Origin of the sequence: Brucella grignonensis (genome assembly GCF_002252505.1) — a bacterium.
Classification (GTDB): domain Bacteria; phylum Pseudomonadota; class Alphaproteobacteria; order Rhizobiales; family Rhizobiaceae; genus Brucella; species Brucella grignonensis.
This window is the reverse complement of the sequence record NZ_NNRL01000168.1, coordinates 209,349-226,326: the sequence shown is the minus strand read 5'-3', so window position 1 is coordinate 226,326 and position 16,978 is coordinate 209,349. Positions and strand designations below refer to the sequence as shown.

Genomic DNA, 16,978 nt, shown 5'->3' with positions numbered 1-16,978 from the left:
ATGAAGGCGAGTGACGTCATAAGAATTGGCGAATCCGTGAAGCGTTAAGCACCACATTCAATGGATCTACATCCTCATCTTTTTTTCTCGCTCACTGATAGAGCAGCATATTCTTCGACCAGAAAATCGAGAAGCGCGCGCACCGAGGGTAATAGACCGCGACGTGAAGGGAAGGCGGCATGGATAATGCCGCTGCGGGGTGCCCAGTCGGGCAGAAGATCAATCAACCGTCCTGCCTGTATATCATCCCGGACAACCATTGTGGGAAACTGGCAAACGCCGATGCCTTGAAGAGCGGCCAGCCGCAGCGCAACCATATCTTCCGTAATCAGCAGCGGTTGATAGGGAATTTCAGCCGTGGTGCCGTTCGGACCGAGCAGGTTCCATTCAAAATTGTTGTGGGATGATCCCCAGGCAAGGCCGGGCATGTCGACGAGGTCGGCGGGAACGGCGTTGCATCCTTCCTTCACAAATATAGGGCTTGCCACCAGTCGTTGCTCGCTTTCCGCCAGCTTGCGGATGACGAGGTCGCTATCCTCGAGCGGTGGAAAGCGGACGCGGATAGCGAGATCGAAGCCTTCGCGGATAACATCCACGCGCCGGTTTGTGCTTTCCAGATGTATCTTTATCTTTGGGTATCGCTCCATGAAACGGGCGATCATTTCACCGACCTGGAAATAAATGACCGATGCCGGGCAACTCACCCGCACCGTGCCTTGCGGTTCTGTGCGCATTCTGTCGATCACATCCAGCGCGGCATCGGCCTCAACCATCATCGCCAGACAATGGCGATAAAATTCCTGGCCGATATCCGTCACAGCAAATTGTCGGGTGGTGCGCTGGATAAGCCTGACACCGAGATCATCTTCGAGCAGGGCGATCCGGCGGCTCAGCCTGGAGCGCGGCATATCCAGTTTTCGGGAGGCAGCGGAAAAGCCGCCTTGTTCCACGACCTCTACAAAAAGCCGCATATCGTTGAGATCAGCCATGACCGGCTCTTTCATTGTCCTGTTTTCAGGACAGTATAGCCTGAACTTCGATCTACCGGTTAATTCGTTCCAGATTTATTTTGCTCTCAGACAGTCAACCCAGTGTCCGCAAGGCAACGAAATAAATCGGGAAGATCGAGATGAGACAGGTTATCGGCATTTACAGCAGCTCATCGCCCCATTGGGTGGGTGATGGATTTCCGGTTCGCTCCATGGTGTCCCATGCGATAATGGGTGAACACATCAGCCCCTTTTTGCATCTTGATTATGCCGGGCCGGAACAGTTTGCACCCACGGCAACCCCGCGCGGCGTTGGCAGCCATCCCCATCGCGGTTTTGAAACCGTGACCATTGTCTATCAGGGCGAAGTTGAACATCGCGATTCCACTGGAAGCGGAGGCATGATCGGTCCCGGTGATGTACAATGGATGACTGCTGCCGCCGGGATTTTGCACGAGGAGCGTCATTCGAAGGCGTTTACCGAACAGGGAGGCACGCTGGAAATGGTGCAGCTCTGGGTCAACCTGCCTGCCAAGGACAAGTCCGCGCCCGCCGCTTACCAGACGGTGCTCGATCGGGATATTCCGACCGTGGCCCTGCCGGATGAAGCTGGAATTGTCCGTGTCATAGCCGGGAACTATGCCGGACATGCCGGACCCGCACGCACCTTCACGCCGATTGATCTATGGGACCTGCGCCTGAAACAAGGCGGAAGCGTTGTGTTTGATCTTCCCGATCAACATACGACCGGTCTGGCAATCTTGCGCGGAACGATCACCGTCAACGGCAACAGATCGGCACGGGATGCGCAATTCGTACTGCTCGACCGAAAGGGTGGCAGTTTCGAGGTTACGGCTGACAGCGATGCAACTGTCCTTCTGCTGAGCGGCGAACCGCTTGGAGAGCCTGTCGCCATGCGTGGCCCTTTCGTCATGAACACAAATGAAGAATTGCAGGATGCTTTCGCGGATTTCCGAACAGGGAAATTCGGCGCCATTTCTGCCTGATCCATTCCCGTGGCGTCAGTAAGAACCACGGGTATCCCCGGACCGGAAATGCTTTCGGCCCTGAACAAGTCCAAGCCTGAAGAAGGAGACTTAAAATGAGCAGCCCAGCTAACTTTAACGGCCAGCGTCCGGTTATCGACCCCAACGACGCCGTCATGCTTCTGATCGACCATCAGAGCGGCCTGTTTCAGACCGTCGCAGACATGCCAATGCCTGTTTTGCGCAATCATGCGACTGCGCTTGCCAAGATGGCGACGCTGACCAAGATGCCGGTCATCACGACGGCATCCGTGCCGCAGGGCCCCAATGGGCCGCTGATCCCCGAGATTCATGAGAATGCCCCTCATGCCAAATATGTAGCGCGTCGTGGCGAGATCAACGCATGGGACAATCCGGATTTCGTTGCTGCCGTGAAGGCCACGGGCCGCAAGACCCTGATCATCGCAGGCACCATCACCAGCGTTTGCATGGCCTTCCCGGCAATCAGTGCCGTTCAGGATGGTTACAAGGTTTTCGCCGTGGTGGATGCATCCGGAACCTATTCCAAGATGGCGCAGGAAATTACGCTCGCTCGTGTTGTTCAAGCCGGTGTCGTGCCTATGGATACGGCTGCGGTGGCTTCGGAACTCCAGAAGACGTGGCATCGTGACGATGCGCAGGAGTGGGCCAACGTCTACACCAAGATTTTCCCTCCCTACCAGCTTCTCATCGAAAGCTACATGAAGGCGCAGGAAGTCGAAAAGAACCACGAGCAGCTCGATTCACAGCGCGGCTGATTGTGACCGAAATACAAAAGGGCGGCAGGTAATTGCCGCCCTTTTTCTTGTTGTCATAAGAAACTTAGAATTCTCTACATATTTATTGTTTCACGTATTTTGCTTTTAAAGCCACTTTACGCTTTTGGTCTGGGCTCCAGAGCGTCGACCCATAAACTCCGGCACCAGATCCTGTCCGCGATCAACCGACAGCGGTGTGGTCGTTTTCGGGTCGCTTGTCGTGGTGCGATGCGGTGCCTCGAACTGTTGTTTGCTGGAGAGTGCTTTCGCTAGGGGAAAGACGACTTGCCGTTTGCGCATCATATGAACGAGTTCGATGCCAAAGAGTGTAACGTTGGCTGTGGTTTCAGTCTTGAAGTCGGGCATAGATCGTATCCGCTGTTTGATGCAGCGATGGCCGTGTTCAGTCGTGTTGCTTATATATTTACTGGTGCGATTGGCAATGGGCTTTACAGCCTGTTTGAAACGGTTCTCTACATCTGGTCTGACCGTCATCAATGGCCATTTGCTCTGGCCCGCTATGGCGGGGGAGCTTTGTAAAGAAAGCATTTGGCAACAATTAAATCACGATCTTTGCTGAAATAGAACTCAGCTGTATCCCCGTTCTGATCACGAAACTCTCCTAAATCCGCCGACCTAGGTCGAAGGAAATGCTGTTTCGGTTGATCTGAATATGCCGAGCGTTAGGTTATTAAGGCCTCAAAAATGGACGCGCGGATAAGTTTTAGGATTCTAAGATAACGACTCTCGCCCTCAGCGCGGTTACCTTCAATCATCAGGTAAAGCATTCAGCAAACGTAAGTTAGCGCGGTTCAATTTGAGCCCGCATAGGGAAATGCTGTTCTTTTTCAACAAAGGGCGCCCGTAAACGAGTAGTGTTGGAGGATCTCGTGAGTATAAATTTCAGATCATCGGGTATAAGCACCGAAAGTATGCCAACGAGACGTATTCTCGTAGCGGGCGGTGCAGGATTTCTCGGTTCTCATCTTTGCGAGCGTCTTCTGAACGAAGGAAACTTCGTCATCTGTGTCGACAATTTTTCGACGGGGCGTCTCGAGAATATTCGTCATCTCCTGCGTTACGACACGTTCAGCTTTGTGCGCCACGATATTGTCAACCCGATCGATCTGCCGGTAGACGAGATTTACAATCTGGCATGCCCGGCATCGCCGCCGCACTATCAGGCTGATCCGGTGCACACGATGAAGACGAGCGTCATCGGCTCGCTCAATCTGCTCGAACTTGCAGCGCATTATCAGGCACGGATTTTTCAGGCCTCAACGTCGGAAGTGTATGGCGATCCGCAAACGCACCCGCAGCCGGAAGCCTATTGGGGCAATGTGAACTCTTTCGGGCCCCGGTCCTGCTATGACGAAGGCAAGCGCTCGGCCGAAACGCTGTTCTACGATTTTCACAAGCAGTATGGCGTCGATATCCGTATCGTGCGCATCTTCAACACATATGGCCCGCGCATGCGGCCCGACGATGGCCGTGTCGTGTCGAATTTCATCGTTCAGGCGCTCAAGCGCGAAGATATCACCATCTATGGCGACGGCTCGCAGACTCGTTCCTTTTGCTATGTCGATGACCTGATCGAAGGCTTCAGCCGGTTGATGAGCAGCCAGGTTCAGAAGCCCGTCAATCTCGGCAATCCGGGCGAGTTCACCGTGCGAGAACTGGCCGAGCAGATTATTGCGCTAACATGTTCGTCCTCACGCATCGTCTATCGCCCGCTGCCCACCGATGATCCGCGCCAGCGGCGCCCCGACATCACGCTTGCCAAGCGTGAACTTGGCTGGGAACCACAGATTGTACTGGTCGAAGGACTGAAACAGACGATCGCCTATTTTGAACGCCAGCTGGTCAGACCATCGGGCGAGCTCTTCGAGGTGGCGAGATGACCCGGAAAAATATACTCGTCACCGGTGGCGCTGGCTTCATTGGCAGCCATACCGCGAAGCTACTGCACAAGAGCGGGTTCTCGCCTGTCGTCTATGACAACTTGTCGACGGGTCACCGGTCTTCCGTGCGCTGGGGCGAGTTTGTCGAGGGCGACACGCTTTCGCAGGAGCAGCTTATCGCTGCTATCAGGGCCTATGATCCGGCAGCCATCATTCACTTTGCGGCCTCGGCCTATGTGGGAGAGTCCGTTACGAACCCCGCAAAGTATTATCGCAACAATGTCGTCGGCATCCAGTCTGTTCTTGAGGCCAGCCGCTTGACAGGTGGACGCCCGGTCATTTTCTCGTCGAGCTGCGCCACCTATGGCATTCCGGATGTGCTGCCGATCCGCGAAGGCGAAATGCAGAATCCGATCAACCCTTATGGACGCACAAAACTGATCGCGGAACATATGCTGGCCGATTATTCGGCAGCCTATGGCATGTCCTATGCGGCGCTGCGCTATTTCAATGCCTGCGGTGCTGATCTGGATGGCGAACTGGGTGAAAAGCATGATCCTGAAACCCATCTGATACCGCGCGCCATGCTGGCTGCGGCGGGCATGGCAGATTGTCTGGAAGTCTATGGCGACGATTATGAAACGCCGGATGGCACCTGCATTCGCGACTATATTCACGTGGTTGATCTGGCGCGGGCGCATGTGCTTGCGGTCGAGCATCTGCTGAATGGCGGCGGCAATCTGGTCCTTAATCTGGGAACCGGGCGCGGAACATCCATCAGGGAAATCGTGGATGCAATAGACCGGCTTACGGGACGCAAGGTGCCTGTCGAAATGCGCGCGCGCCGGGCTGGCGATCCGCCGGTGCTTTATGCCGACCCGGCTGAAGCGGCCGCGAAGCTTGGCTTTCGCACGCTCCATTCCGATCTCGACACGATCATCCGCACGGCTGCGCCCTTCTTTGGTCTGGAGATGCGGACATGACACGGCGCGAATTTTATCCGGCCATTGACGGCGACAACGGCCAAAGGGAACCATTGCTGGCGCCCATCTTCACTGGCCGCAAGCGGGTGGAATATGTGGTGGGCATCATCCTTTGGGCGCTCGCTATCACCTATTTCTGGCAATGGTGGTTCATCAGCGCAAAGCACAATCATCTGCTCGGCTCCTTTCTGGTGACCGCGCTGCTGGCCTGGATCACGATCCTGCCGCTTTATTTCATCACTATTTTCTTCCACGCAGCGCGCCCGACCGGCCCGCTTCGCATCCCCGCCGGAAGCCGCGTCGCCATGGTCGTCACCAAGGCTCCGTCTGAGCCTTTCGAGGTGGTGGCTGAAACATTGCGCGCCATGCTGGCGCAGGATGTGCCGCACGATACATGGCTTGCCGATGAGGATCCTTCACCCTCGACACTTGCCTGGTGCCGTGAGCATGGCGTGTTCGTTTCCACACGCAAGGGCCGTGCCGACTATCATCGGCAGACCTGGCCGCGCCGTACCCGGTGCAAGGAAGGCAATCTCGCCTTCTTCTACGATCACTATGGCTATGAGCGCTATGATTTCGTCTCGCAGCTCGACGCCGACCATGTGCCTGAGCCGGGTTATCTCTTTAATATGCTGCGGCCCTTCGCTGATCCCGCTGTCGGGTATGTTTCCGCACCGAGCATTTGTGATCGCAATGCGCATGAAAGCTGGTCGGCACGCGGGCGTCTCTATGTGGAAGCCAGTATGCATGGCTCGCTGCAAGCCGGTTACAATGGCGGCTTTGCTCCGGTCTGCATCGGCTCTCATTATGCGGTACGCACGGCGGCACTGAAGGAGATCGGCGGTCTTGGACCAGAACTGGCCGAGGATCATTCCACGACCCTGTTCATGAACGCGCATGGCTGGCGGGGTGTTCATGCACTGGATGCCATCGCCCATGGCGACGGTCCGCGCACCTTTGCCGATCTTGTGACGCAGGAATTCCAGTGGTCGCGCAGCCTCGTGATGATCCTGCTGCAGTATACACCGAAGCTGATCGGTCGGTTGCCGCTGCGCCTGAAGATCCAGTTTCTGTTCTCGCAGCTCTGGTATCCTCTCTACGCGTTCTTTCTGGCGCTGACATTCGTTCTGCCGATAGCCATTCTGGCTTATGGCGATAATTTCGTCAGCGTTACCTATCCCGCTTTCCTGATGCACTTCATGCCGCAATCGCTCGTGATTTTGGCGCTGGCATTCTGGTGGCGGTCGAGCAAGACGTTCCGCCCTGTCGACGGCAGGATTTTCAGCTGGGAAGCGATGCTGTTCCTGCTGGCGCGGTGGCCCTGGGTTCTGGCTGGAACCTTCGCAGCCTTCCGCGACTGGCTTACCGGTTCCTTTGTCGATTTTCGTGTCACGCCGAAAGGCTCATCCGAGGTCGATCCGGTGCCACTGCGGGTGATCGCTCCCTATGCACTGATCTCCGGCCTGTCCATTCTGCCGGTCCTTCTCGTCGGCGGTGCGGATCAGACGAGAGGCTTCTTCATCTTCGCCATCATCAATGCGTGCTTCTATCTGTTCCTGATGGCAATGATCGTGATCCAGCACACCCGCGAAAATAACGTGCGGATGACGAGCCGCCTCTATCGACCGGCAATGGCATGCAGTTTTACGGCGCTGGTCGCGCTGACCGGCTTTACCACTGTCGAGCGCGGACGCGACGGCATCGAGGCACTGAGCTGGGGCACGAAAAGCTTCACGGTATTTGACGACCGCTTCTCGGTTGCCGGTGCTGGTGTAGGCGGACGTGACGTCCACAGGACAATTTTCAATCCACGCTGGCGCACGAATACCGCCAGTGGAACGAACTAGCGGGAAAGGCGCGACGATTATGAAGATCGCTGTCATCGGTACGGGATATGTCGGATTGGTCAGTGGCACGTGTTTCGCGGCATGGGGACACGAGGTCGTCTGCGTCGACAAGGACGCCCAGAAGATTGTCCGGCTGGAGCGCGGCATCGTGCCGATCTATGAGCCGGGACTGGATGAGCTGGTGGAACGCAATTTCGCCTTTGGCCGGCTGAGATTCACCACCAATCTGGCGGAAGCCGTTAAGGGTGCGGAGCTTGTCTTCATCGCCGTCGGCACACCGGCACGGGCAGGTCACGGCGATGCAGATCTGTCCTTCGTCTATATGGCCGCTCGCGAGCTTGCGCCGCTGATCGAAGACCATAGTGTCGTCGTGGTCAAGTCCACCGTTCCGGTCGGCACAGGCGATGTGGTGCAAAAGATCATCGGCTCGGTTCGCAGGCCTGGCACATTCTCCGTCGCGTCCAATCCGGAGTTCCTGCGCGAGGGTGTCGCGATCCGCGATTTCCTCGAGCCGGATCGGGTCGTCATCGGTGTGGAAGATGAGCGTGCACGTTCCGTGCTTGTCGCCCTTTATGCTCCCCCGCTCGAGGCCGCAAAGACGCCAATCGTGATCACGCAGCGCCGGACGTCGGAACTGATCAAATATGCGGCCAATGCCTTTCTCGCCACCAAGATCACCTTCATCAACGAATTGGCGGATCTGTGTGAGGAAGTCGGCAGCGATGTCACCGAGCTGGCGCTCGGCATGGGGCTGGACAAGCGTATCGGCACCAGCTTTCTCAATGCGGGGCCGGGTTATGGTGGCTCCTGTTTTCCGAAGGATACGATAGCGCTTTTGCGCACCGCGCAGGATCACGGGGTCGCTCTGCGACTGGTCGAGGAAACGGTCACCGTCAATGAAGCGCGCAAGCGTCGCATGGCGCTGAAGGTGCTGGATGCGCTTGGCGGCAGTGTCGAAGGCCGGACGATTGCCGTCCTCGGTCTCACGTTCAAACCCGATACGGATGATATGCGCGACGCACCGTCCATTCCGCTCATCGAAACCTTGCAGCGCTTTGGTGCCAGCATCCGTGCCTATGATCCCGCCGGAATGGAGAATGCGCGCCGTCTTCTCAGCGATGTTGAGTTTTACGACGACCCCTATGAATGCCTGGATGCAGCTGATGCGGCGGTAGTCGTGACCGAATGGGACAGTGTCCGCAAGCTTGATCTCGTTCGGATGAAACAGGTCATGCGGGACGCCGTACTCATCGACCTGCGCAATGTCTTTTCACCGGTGATCGCCGGGAATCTGGGCTTCCGGATTTCGACGATCGGCCGTCCTGTTCAACAGCGGCAGGAAACAAGACCAACAAACATTCTGCCGCACGCGCGCATCCGTCAATCGCTAGAACCCTTGGCGGGTGCGCGTAACCTGAAGGTCGTGGGAGGTTCAAATGAAACATGTGATGTTTGAAGACCAAAGGTCCCGGTCTGGTTGGAACACCGATCGGAGCAGATGTGGTCTGCCGCTCTTTGTCCTGCTTGCCGGGTTGAGCACACCAGCGGGAGCAGTAACGGTCGCTGCGGATGGTTTGCCCGACGGCGCCCGTGTGATGACGCCTGCCGAGCTTTACATACTTTATCGCGACAAGAACTGGCAGTGGGCCGACGGCGCTGGCCGGATGGAAAGCCAGAACCGCCGTTTCACCGCCCGTGTTGATGGCGAGAAAGGCAAGGTATGGGCTGAAGGCCGCTGGCGGATCACCTGGTCGGGCCAGATGTGCTTCGATGCGAAATGGCATCTGGCTCAGGATGTCTTCCCGAACAAGACCTGCTTCTCCCACCGTATCGCCGATGGGACGATCTATCAGAAACGCGAGCCGGACGGTGCCTGGTACGTCTTCCGCCATGCTGGCGGAAACAAGGATGACGAGGCGCGCAAGCTCCTCTCCATCGAAACAATAACGCCCAAAACGGAAGCGCTGAATCTGGCGTTGCCCGTTGCCCAATCGCCCGTACAATAAAGGAGGCGGCGATGAAAACCTCATACAAAATAGCAACAGCAATTCTTTGCGGTGGGCTGCTTTCAACCGCTGTTTACGCGGCGAGCGGTGTTTCGGGTGCCAATGTCAATACCCGCAACATGTTCCACGACAAGCGCCCGGTCATAACCCCGCAATCCATCAAGTTCGGGGCCTATGATCCGCACGGGGATTTTACCAACGATCCCAATTCCCGCATCGAACATCTGTTCCTTCCGTGGGAGGATGTGGACCTGACGAGCCTGTCAACCGCTGATGCCTATGCGCAGGAACGGGGTCGCGAACTGCTGATCACCGTCGAACCCTGGTCGTGGGCTCGCGACTGGCGTGTTGCGCCGGATGATCTCCTGAGCGGAATCGTGCGGGGGCATTACGATACAAACATGGCTGCCGTCTGCTCCGCGGCTTCGAAGCTGAAGAGCCCTGTGACCATTCGCTGGGCGCAGGAAATGGATGACAAGAGGGGCCAGTTCACCTGGTCCTACTGGTCGGCACAGGGCTATGTCCGCGCCTATCAGCATGCGGTCAATGTCTGCCGCAAGTCATTGCCGAATGCCAAATATATGTGGTCGCCGAAGGGAGATGCGGGGCTCGAGGCTTATTATCCGGGCGATGGCTATGTCGATGTGATCGGCCTGTCGGTGTTCGGATACGAACCTTATGATATGCTGGAACTGGGACATGCGTCCACATTCGTTGAACGGACAAAACCGGGATACGACCGGGTGGTGGGCTTCAAGAAGCCGATCGTCATCGCCGAACTCGGCTATGAAGGAAGCGACGCCTATGTCCGGGCCTGGGCGCAGGAGACCAACAAGCCGCAGCCCGAATTTCCGAAACTGACTGCGACCGTCTACTTCAATGACCGCGAAGTCTATCCGTGGCCACGCGGTGTCGGGCGACCTGACTGGCGGGTCGCGAACCATCCGCTTGAATGATCCGGAGGCGCGAATGCGTCTTGATCAGACCCTAGAGCGGTTCCAGTTAAAACGGAGGCGCTGGAACCGCTCTAAGTATTTGTTTCGTCGCATTTACCTCACGCAAAACCGCTTCGCATTTTTGCTGGAAATGCTCTAACGTCTGAACAGGAATACGACAATGTTTTCGATCCGTTTGAGAACCGTAAGTGCGGCGCTGTCCGTGCTTCTTCTGGCAGGCGCTGCCGATGCGGCGCCGAAGCAGAAAACCGAGGACCCGATCGCCATCAAGGCTACGGCAGCTGTACCGCTATCAGCCGAAGCGCTTGACGCGCTCTATTCCGGTAAATCATGGGAATGGAAGGATGGCGGCGGCTATTTCTCTGCCGACAGACATCGTTTCATCGCTTGGTCGCAGAAAGGCAGGGCGTGGTCTTACGGGCAGGGGCGCTGGTACGCCACCAATCGCGGCAAGCTCTGCCTGCAGGCCTATTGGGTCAACAAGACGGGCGGCGGCGGCGATACGACCTGCTTTCTCCATCGCGAGAAAGATGGTGTCATCTATCAGAAGCGCTCGCTGGGCGGCAGCTGGTATGTCTTCCGCAACAATCCGCCACGCCCGACCGATGAGGCCGCCAAGCTGCTGCGCGGTGACCGTATTAGTAAGGGACTGGCGATCATGAAAGCCAAGGCGAGATAATCGCCAGGCAAGCATGCCGGCTCGCTGATCTGTATGGAGTTCTTGCGAGCCGGTATGTCATCGAGTGTCGATCTGATTGAATCAGATCGACACTCTGACTGTTTCCGTTATTGCGCATCGTACCCGAAAGCCGTTTCTCACTTTTCGGAATATGCTCTAAATATTTGTTTCGTCGCATTATCCTGCGCATCGAAGTGGGATCAGAAATCAGTCGAGTGAACTGATTTCCCCGCGTAGACGCTTCGAACTCTTGCTGGAAATGCTCTAATCGCGGATGAAGCAGCGGGATTTCTGCCCGAAACCGCTCGGCGTGCACACATAGGACGTACCGGCCGCGTATTGCGTGGCGGAAACCCTGATGACCTTGGCCGATGCAGGCTTGTTGTAGCGTGCTTGGCTATTCACCTTGTACTTGACGAGGTAAACGGAAACCGTTTCGCTTTTCTGCTTGCGGGCATCCTTGGCTTCGGCGCCTGCCGTCAGGCATAATGAAGCGGACAGTCCAACGACAATAGCGGCAGCCCATTTCAAGCTTTCGCGGCGCACAGTACATGCAAATACATTGTTCATACAATTGCCTCCGGTTGTTATTGCCGTGCTTTCTATCGGATGCGTTTTAATATTCTGGCCGGATTTTCATGAAAATTTTCATCAAATCCGATACAGTCAGGTCATTTTATCAGCTGTATTCCAGCACCTCTTCTGAAGTTTCTTCAGGCACGCAGAAACCTCATCGAACGCCAGGCATGCACGCAGCTATCGTCATAGGTGAAGCATTTTCGATGCTTATGAGATAGCAGTGCCGATGGACGCCATGATCAACTGCACGGGTTAACCAATAAATAGACTATAGTTTTTCAGTTGCTTGGATTTTACTTACTCAAGTGCTAGTATCCCGCCAGGGACTTGGGTGGCATTCCGCGTACCTCGGACCCGTGAGTTGGTTTAGGGAGTTGCCGTGACATCCCCGAGCGACAAGGCCTCGCGTGATCTGAAGCCCGATTTTGTGGAGCGCCGCCAGTCAGTGCGCGTTCCACTCGCGCCCCTTGGAGAAGATGCCCGAAGCACCAATATTCTGACCCCGCTGATCTTTACGACTGAAGAGCTGGAGCCCTCAGCGCAGTTTCCTGCATGGCAACAGCATGTGGCTCCGCTCTATGATGTGCGGATGCCGGATGGCGTGAATGTCGAAGACGGTTTTGCCGTTACCCAGAAAATCTGGGATCTGCGCGGCATGCTGCTCATAGAACAGACTGTTCCTCCATTCAGTTATGAACGCACAGCAGAAAAGGTTCGTTTCAGCCCGATCGATCACTGGCAGATCAGTTTTCTGCGAAGCGGTCGCACATGGACGGCGGTGGATGATCGTGTGGCGGAAAACGAGCCGGGCATGATCAATATCCGTTCGTTTGGCTATCCGTTTCGCGGTCGTGCGCTGGCCACGGACGTGGTGCTGCTGATCATTCCGGTCGATCATTTCGCTGGTCTGGGCGGTATGCCGGAGGCGTGCAACAATGCAACGCTCGGAGGGTATCGCGCCAAATTGCTGATCGACTTCGTATCGACGATCCAGGCGGGGCTGGACCATATAAGAAGCGAGGAGTTTCCGGAGCTGCGTGATGCCCTGCGCCAACTCGTATTTGACACGATTGCCCCTTTGGTGAAGGAAACCGATACGAACGAGCACAATGCTTCTCTCGGCTTGATGACAAAAGCCAGACGCTTCATCCAGAAGAATCTCATGTCTCGCGAACTCACGCCCGATGCTCTCAGCAGAGAGCTCGCTATCTCACGTACGCATCTTTATCAGCTGTTCGAAGGCTCGGGTGGGGTGCTCAACTATATTCGTCAGAAACGATTGCTCGCGGCACACGAGATGCTTGCGAATGCATCGGAAAACCGCAGAGTGTCCGATATTGCGCAACTATTTGGTTTCGATACGGCAGCCAATTTCACGCGGGCATTCACGCAGCATTTCGGCTACAGCCCAAGCAGCGTCCGCAGGTCTACTTCACGGTCCGATGGCATCGAATACATCCAGTCTGCTGCGGGACCCGATGACACTTTATCAACTTTGTTGAGAAGGTTATCAACGCATGACACATAGCGGTTCCGTTGCAAAGATGTGTTGATACAGCGATGGTCTTGCTCAACCGTGTTGCTCATATACTTGCTGGAGTGAATGGCAATAGGCTCTGGCCTGCCATGGCGGGAGGGCCTTGCAAAGAAAGAGTTTGGCGGTGATCAAATCACGATCTTTGCTGAAAAAGAATTCAGCTGTATCCCCGTTACTATCAACGGCGCGATACAAGTACAGTCAATCGCCTCTGACTTTGATATAGGTTTCATCAAAATTCCATTTACGCGGAACCTGACACTTCTTCCGACTAAACAGCTCAAGGCCTTGAAGTTCAAAACACCCTATGAAGCCATTCAGGAACTTTGGAAATCAAAGCCAGAAGTTTTTATCGTCAAACCACACCATCACATGATGGTACCAGACAACTAGTCAATATTTCTCTTATGCATAATTCGTCGCAAGATGGTTTGAAATAACTGCGATTTGGTTTTCAAGCCCAGTTTAATGAAAGCGCGTTTGCGATGGGTCTTTACGGTCTCTTCCGAGATTTTGAGCCTGTCGGCAATTTGGCGCGCATCGCTGCCATTCAAGTCAAGTAAAAGAACTTCTTGTTCGCGGTTCGAGAGCTCTCCCCGAGACAGGCCATGAAGTGCACTTTGCAGTATGTTGTCGTCGCTAACGTTACTCAGCTGATGATGTTGCCAAAATCGGCTGTAAAGTGCGCTGAATGTTTGATTCAGCCCTTTAAGTGTTGAAAGTTCATGTGTCTGAAAAGCATTGTAGCCAGAGCGGTAAAGAGCGATTTGAACCGTTTGTAGCGGCGATAGCCTCACGGCAATAGCAAGCTCGGAACATCGCTTGGGAAAGCCATGCGTGCGATACCCGATTTCTTCAGCATCATCTATTTCGATGCCGGTAACTTCAGTGAGGGGCTTTCTGACGGATTGGCTGCGAGCCAATTGTCCCATCGTGTAAGTGCCGCTCTCAATTCCGATCCGGTGATGCTGGTAAAACGGGTTGAGACGATATGTTGTTTTGCGGTAACTATCGACAAATCTGCTATCCACAAGATGACTGATATCGTCGTCCAGAATATAGACTAACTCATCACCCGAATAGATGTACATTGCTGTTGCATCTGCCTGAACCAGACGGTTGAGTGCTCTCATCGCAACGCGTGGATATTCGGGATTGTCGATCGCTGAGATCATTTCAGCGACTACAGAATCTTGGGTTTTGTTCGTTCCACTGTGCTGTAATTTCATCATTATACTTATGCTCATTGCCCGCTGATGTTCTGTCCCCCCTAGGGGTGATACCAGCGCGAATTCTCCCAGTGTAACCGTTTGCCAGCAGTACTCAAGACTGTTCTAGGAAACGGGAGGTTCCAAACATGAATAAGCGTGCAATCCTCATCGCCGGCGTAATCTCGATGTTCGCCGGGATGGCAGGTGCAAGTGAGTTGAACGTGGCGTCGGTCACTGCCAACGTGCCGTTTGAATTTGAAGACGGATCCGGCAATCTCGTTGGTTTTGAGGTCGATCTGGTGAACCTCATTGCTGAGCGGGCAGGAAAAAAAGTCAATTATACCCAGATGCCATTCAACAGCATATTCGCGACGGTGCAATCCGGTCGTGCAGATATTGCGATTGGCACGGTTACGATTACAGAAAAGCGTCTGGAATCTGTTGCTTTCACGCAGCCTTATTATGACGCTGATGCTTGCCTCACAACGAGTTCGAATGGCGATGTGAAAAGTCTGAAAGACTTGAACGGGAAGGTTCTGGCAGTTGTAACCGGCACGACTGGTGAGATGTGGGCGACGGAAAACAAAGATAAGTACGGCATCACCGAAATCAGTCGTTATGACGGTGTGAGCGAACCTATGCTTGATATCGCCACCGGACGCGTGGCTGCTTTTGTCCATGATTGCCCGATTGATGCATATTACATCAAGGATAAGCCGCAATACGCTATTGTTGACACGATCCCAACGAACGAACAGTTCGCGATTATGCTGGCGAAAGACAGCCCACTGCTTCCTGAGCTCGATGCTGTCATCAGCAAGCTGAAAGAAGACGGTGAAATTGCCCGTATCCATGAAAAATGGTTCGGTAGCGCACCAAGCAAAGATTCCAGCACCGTTGCTGTGCGCCCAATCCCCGGCAAATGATCGCCAGTTGATCAGTGAGCTGTCGGCAGTCTCGCCGACAGCTTTTCCTGACGGATAATTCGTCTTCCACTATTCGGATGTTTGGTCTCGCCTATGGATTTTTATTCAACGTTTCTGAACTTTGAGGTTCTGAAGAACGCGGCCCCGTTGATGTTGCAGGGCTTCGGACTGACAGCACTACTCGGTATAACGAGCCTGATTGCCTCGGTCATTCTCGGACTCGTTCTTGTCCTAATCAGGATGTATGCGCCCAGGCCTATACGAATCTTTGCGATCGCTTACATAGATGTTTTCCGTGCAATCCCATTGCTGGTCTTGCTCGTCCTTGTCTATTATGCGCTTCCCTTTGTAGGGCTTCGGTTGTCAGCATTCTGGGCTGCTACAACAGCAATTTCGCTGGTTGCGTCAGCATATATGGCCGAAACGTTCAGAGCTGGTATTGAAGCAGTTCCTCGTGGGCAGTTTGAAGCGGCGCACGCTCTCGGGTTCTCCTGGCCACGGCTGATGGTGGATATCATTCTGCCGCAAGCGATGCGTCTCGTTGTTCCTCCGGCAACCGGGGTTGCCGTTGGCCTGATAAAAGACACAGCACTTGCCTCGGTTGTGGCGCTGCCTGATTTGCTGAAACAGGCAACACAGGCGCAGGCTTACTACGCTAATCCCTCACCCCTTGTTGGTGCAGCCATACTCTATCTGTTGATGCTGATCCCTCTGGTCCGTGTTGTCAGCATGCTGGAGCAGCGGCAGAAAAAGCGTCGATAGCGGTTGCGCGGGAGGAAGAACATCATGAGTAACGAAAATCCGAACAAGCAGAGCTCCGAGACACTGATCGAAATCTCCGCTTTGGAAAAATACTACGGCAAATTCCATGCATTGAAGAATGTTAACCTTTCGGTACGGAAAGGTGAGGTTATCGGAATTATTGGTTCATCCGGCTCCGGCAAATCAACGCTTATCCGATGCATCAATCTTCTTGAAACGTTCACATCTGGCTCGATCATCGTTGATGGCGTTCCGGTTCGAGAAGGCAAGGAACTTGTAAAAGTTCGTGCGGAAGTCGGAATGGTCTTTCAGCAGTTCAATCTGTTTCCGCATATGACAGCCCTGCGCAATGTTGCGATTGCTCCGGTTCGGGTACGAGGTCGCAGTTGGGCGGAGGCGGAAGAAAAGGCGCAGCAGCTTCTGCAGCGTGTCGGTTTGGGCGAGCATGTTAATAAATATCCGGATCAGTTGTCTGGCGGACAACAGCAGCGTGTCGCAATTGCACGCGCATTGGCTATGGAGCCGGAAGTGCTGCTGTTTGATGAACCGACATCGGCACTGGACCCTGAAATGGTCGGGGAAGTGCTTGATGTGATCCAGAGCCTTGCTCGTACGGGCGTGACAATGCTGGTAGTGACCCATGAAATGTCATTTGCGCGCCGTATCTCGGACCGCATCATCTTCATGGAGAAAGGTGAGATTATCGAACAGAATGCACCCGATGCCTTCTTTGATAATCCGCAGACCGAACGTGCCCGGTTCTTCCTGAATTCCATCGTTCATGCCTGAGTATTTTCTGTCCTGATACAAGAAAGGACA

The 16,978-nt window shown here is 54.7% G+C and carries 18 protein-coding genes and 2 pseudogenes; 15 read left to right on the top strand and 5 right to left on the bottom strand.

The features are described 5' to 3' along the window. Positions 1 to 74 precede the first annotated feature (74 nt). Positions 75 to 989, bottom strand: coding sequence for a LysR family transcriptional regulator (locus CEV33_RS22585; RefSeq protein ID WP_208620249.1), 915 nt, complete (start codon positions 987 to 989; stop codon positions 75 to 77). Between the two features lie 140 nt (positions 990 to 1,129). On the opposite strand from CEV33_RS22585, the gene CEV33_RS22580 reads away from it, so the two are divergent. Then, entirely contained in the window at positions 1,130 to 1,996 is an 867-nt protein-coding gene (locus CEV33_RS22580) for a pirin family protein (RefSeq protein ID WP_094542588.1), read from the top strand. Between the two features lie 95 nt (positions 1,997 to 2,091). After that, the gene (locus CEV33_RS22575; protein ID WP_043062825.1) at positions 2,092 to 2,772 is read left to right on the top strand and encodes a hydrolase; all 681 of its coding nucleotides are present in this window, start codon (positions 2,092 to 2,094) and stop codon (positions 2,770 to 2,772) included. Positions 2,773 to 2,877: 105 nt separating this feature from the next. On the opposite strand, the gene CEV33_RS22570 is transcribed toward CEV33_RS22575, so the two are convergent. Continuing rightward, positions 2,878 to 3,159, bottom strand: coding sequence for a hypothetical protein (locus CEV33_RS22570; protein WP_374818222.1), 282 nt, complete (start codon positions 3,157 to 3,159; stop codon positions 2,878 to 2,880). Positions 3,160 to 3,165: 6 nt separating this feature from the next. Between CEV33_RS22570 and CEV33_RS24560 the strand changes: the two genes are divergently transcribed. The 8 genes from CEV33_RS24560 (at position 3,166) to CEV33_RS22535 (ending at position 11,144) form a co-directional block, all read left to right on the top strand. Further along, positions 3,166 to 3,312: a hypothetical protein gene (locus CEV33_RS24560; protein ID WP_235818509.1), complete on the top strand. Its 147-nt coding sequence runs from the start codon at positions 3,166 to 3,168 to the stop codon at positions 3,310 to 3,312. Between the two features lie 392 nt (positions 3,313 to 3,704). Further along, complete coding sequence (locus tag CEV33_RS22565) at positions 3,705 to 4,673, top strand: UDP-glucuronic acid decarboxylase family protein (RefSeq protein WP_094542586.1); 969 nt, start codon at positions 3,705 to 3,707, stop codon at positions 4,671 to 4,673. Next, positions 4,670 to 5,656 carry a UDP-glucose 4-epimerase GalE gene (gene galE, locus CEV33_RS22560; protein ID WP_094542585.1) on the top strand — a complete coding sequence of 329 codons (987 nt, stop codon included), beginning with the start codon at positions 4,670 to 4,672 and terminating at the stop codon, positions 5,654 to 5,656. Before CEV33_RS22565 ends, galE begins: the two co-directional genes overlap by 4 nt. Continuing rightward, positions 5,653 to 7,503 carry a glycosyltransferase family 2 protein gene (locus CEV33_RS22555; protein WP_094542584.1) on the top strand — a complete coding sequence of 617 codons (1,851 nt, stop codon included), beginning with the start codon at positions 5,653 to 5,655 and terminating at the stop codon, positions 7,501 to 7,503. Before galE ends, CEV33_RS22555 begins: the two co-directional genes overlap by 4 nt. A gap of 19 nt (positions 7,504 to 7,522) precedes the next feature. Next, on the top strand, positions 7,523 to 8,959 hold the full coding sequence (locus CEV33_RS22550) for a UDP-glucose dehydrogenase family protein (RefSeq protein WP_094542583.1): 1,437 nt from the start codon (positions 7,523 to 7,525) through the stop codon (positions 8,957 to 8,959). Continuing rightward, positions 8,940 to 9,509: a DUF995 domain-containing protein gene (locus tag CEV33_RS22545; protein WP_094542582.1), complete on the top strand. Its 570-nt coding sequence runs from the start codon at positions 8,940 to 8,942 to the stop codon at positions 9,507 to 9,509. The genes CEV33_RS22550 and CEV33_RS22545 overlap by 20 nt, the downstream gene beginning before the upstream one ends. Positions 9,510 to 9,520: 11 nt before the next feature. Continuing rightward, on the top strand, positions 9,521 to 10,465 hold the full coding sequence (locus CEV33_RS22540) for a glycoside hydrolase family 26 protein (protein WP_094542581.1): 945 nt from the start codon (positions 9,521 to 9,523) through the stop codon (positions 10,463 to 10,465). Between the two features lie 160 nt (positions 10,466 to 10,625). Beyond that, a complete protein-coding gene (locus CEV33_RS22535; RefSeq protein WP_094542580.1) occupies positions 10,626 to 11,144 on the top strand; it encodes a DUF995 domain-containing protein in 519 nt (172 codons plus the stop codon). A 264-nt stretch (positions 11,145 to 11,408) separates the two neighbouring features. On the opposite strand, the gene CEV33_RS22530 is transcribed toward CEV33_RS22535, so the two are convergent. Further along, a complete protein-coding gene (locus CEV33_RS22530) occupies positions 11,409 to 11,714 on the bottom strand; it encodes a hypothetical protein (RefSeq protein ID WP_094542579.1) in 306 nt (101 codons plus the stop codon). Between the two features lie 388 nt (positions 11,715 to 12,102). Here CEV33_RS22530 and CEV33_RS22525 point away from each other — a divergent pair, with 388 nt between their 5' ends. Next, a complete protein-coding gene (locus CEV33_RS22525; protein WP_094542578.1) occupies positions 12,103 to 13,251 on the top strand; it encodes a helix-turn-helix domain-containing protein in 1,149 nt (382 codons plus the stop codon). A 23-nt stretch (positions 13,252 to 13,274) separates the two neighbouring features. Here CEV33_RS22525 and CEV33_RS24555 read toward each other — a convergent pair. Further along, positions 13,275 to 13,536 (bottom strand): annotated as a pseudogene (locus tag CEV33_RS24555) (DDE-type integrase/transposase/recombinase); the annotation flags it as partial. On the opposite strand from CEV33_RS24555, the pseudogene CEV33_RS22515 reads away from it, so the two are divergent. Beyond that, positions 13,534 to 13,653, top strand: a pseudogene (locus CEV33_RS22515) (IS481 family transposase); the annotation flags it as partial. The pseudogenes CEV33_RS24555 and CEV33_RS22515 overlap by 3 nt on opposite strands. Here the strand turns inward: CEV33_RS22515 and CEV33_RS22510 are convergent. Then, positions 13,650 to 14,492 carry a helix-turn-helix transcriptional regulator gene (locus CEV33_RS22510; RefSeq protein ID WP_167388220.1) on the bottom strand — a complete coding sequence of 281 codons (843 nt, stop codon included), beginning with the start codon at positions 14,490 to 14,492 and terminating at the stop codon, positions 13,650 to 13,652. The pseudogene CEV33_RS22515 and the gene CEV33_RS22510 overlap by 4 nt on opposite strands. 125 nt (positions 14,493 to 14,617) lie before the next feature. On the opposite strand from CEV33_RS22510, the gene CEV33_RS22505 reads away from it, so the two are divergent. From CEV33_RS22505 to CEV33_RS22495, 3 genes are all read left to right on the top strand, one after another. Further along, positions 14,618 to 15,397, top strand: coding sequence for a transporter substrate-binding domain-containing protein (locus tag CEV33_RS22505; protein ID WP_094542576.1), 780 nt, complete (start codon positions 14,618 to 14,620; stop codon positions 15,395 to 15,397). Positions 15,398 to 15,490: 93 nt separating this feature from the next. Then, complete coding sequence (locus CEV33_RS22500) at positions 15,491 to 16,159, top strand: amino acid ABC transporter permease (RefSeq protein ID WP_094542575.1); 669 nt, start codon at positions 15,491 to 15,493, stop codon at positions 16,157 to 16,159. A 24-nt stretch (positions 16,160 to 16,183) separates the two neighbouring features. Then, positions 16,184 to 16,948 (top strand): amino acid ABC transporter ATP-binding protein, encoded by a 765-nt coding sequence (locus tag CEV33_RS22495; protein WP_094542574.1) that lies wholly within the window; start codon positions 16,184 to 16,186, stop codon positions 16,946 to 16,948. Positions 16,949 to 16,978 lie beyond the last annotated feature (30 nt).

Coding starts and splice junctions, on each gene's coding strand:
- CEV33_RS22530 (WP_094542579.1), bottom strand. CDS start 11,714: ATGAACAATGTATTTGCATGTACTGTGCGCCGCGAAAGCTTGAAATGG.
- CEV33_RS22535 (WP_094542580.1), top strand. CDS start 10,626: ATGTTTTCGATCCGTTTGAGAACCGTAAGTGCGGCGCTGTCCGTGCTT.
- CEV33_RS22510 (WP_167388220.1), bottom strand. CDS start 14,492: ATGATGAAATTACAGCACAGTGGAACGAACAAAACCCAAGATTCTGTA.
- CEV33_RS22580 (WP_094542588.1), top strand. CDS start 1,130: ATGAGACAGGTTATCGGCATTTACAGCAGCTCATCGCCCCATTGGGTG.
- CEV33_RS22550 (WP_094542583.1), top strand. CDS start 7,523: ATGAAGATCGCTGTCATCGGTACGGGATATGTCGGATTGGTCAGTGGC.
- CEV33_RS22505 (WP_094542576.1), top strand. CDS start 14,618: ATGAATAAGCGTGCAATCCTCATCGCCGGCGTAATCTCGATGTTCGCC.
- CEV33_RS22545 (WP_094542582.1), top strand. CDS start 8,940: ATGAAACATGTGATGTTTGAAGACCAAAGGTCCCGGTCTGGTTGGAAC.
- galE (WP_094542585.1), top strand. CDS start 4,670: ATGACCCGGAAAAATATACTCGTCACCGGTGGCGCTGGCTTCATTGGC.
- CEV33_RS22495 (WP_094542574.1), top strand. CDS start 16,184: ATGAGTAACGAAAATCCGAACAAGCAGAGCTCCGAGACACTGATCGAA.
- CEV33_RS22500 (WP_094542575.1), top strand. CDS start 15,491: ATGGATTTTTATTCAACGTTTCTGAACTTTGAGGTTCTGAAGAACGCG.
- CEV33_RS22555 (WP_094542584.1), top strand. CDS start 5,653: ATGACACGGCGCGAATTTTATCCGGCCATTGACGGCGACAACGGCCAA.
- CEV33_RS22540 (WP_094542581.1), top strand. CDS start 9,521: ATGAAAACCTCATACAAAATAGCAACAGCAATTCTTTGCGGTGGGCTG.
- CEV33_RS22585 (WP_208620249.1), bottom strand. CDS start 989: ATGGCTGATCTCAACGATATGCGGCTTTTTGTAGAGGTCGTGGAACAA.
- CEV33_RS24560 (WP_235818509.1), top strand. CDS start 3,166: ATGGCCGTGTTCAGTCGTGTTGCTTATATATTTACTGGTGCGATTGGC.
- CEV33_RS22575 (WP_043062825.1), top strand. CDS start 2,092: ATGAGCAGCCCAGCTAACTTTAACGGCCAGCGTCCGGTTATCGACCCC.
- CEV33_RS22565 (WP_094542586.1), top strand. CDS start 3,705: ATGCCAACGAGACGTATTCTCGTAGCGGGCGGTGCAGGATTTCTCGGT.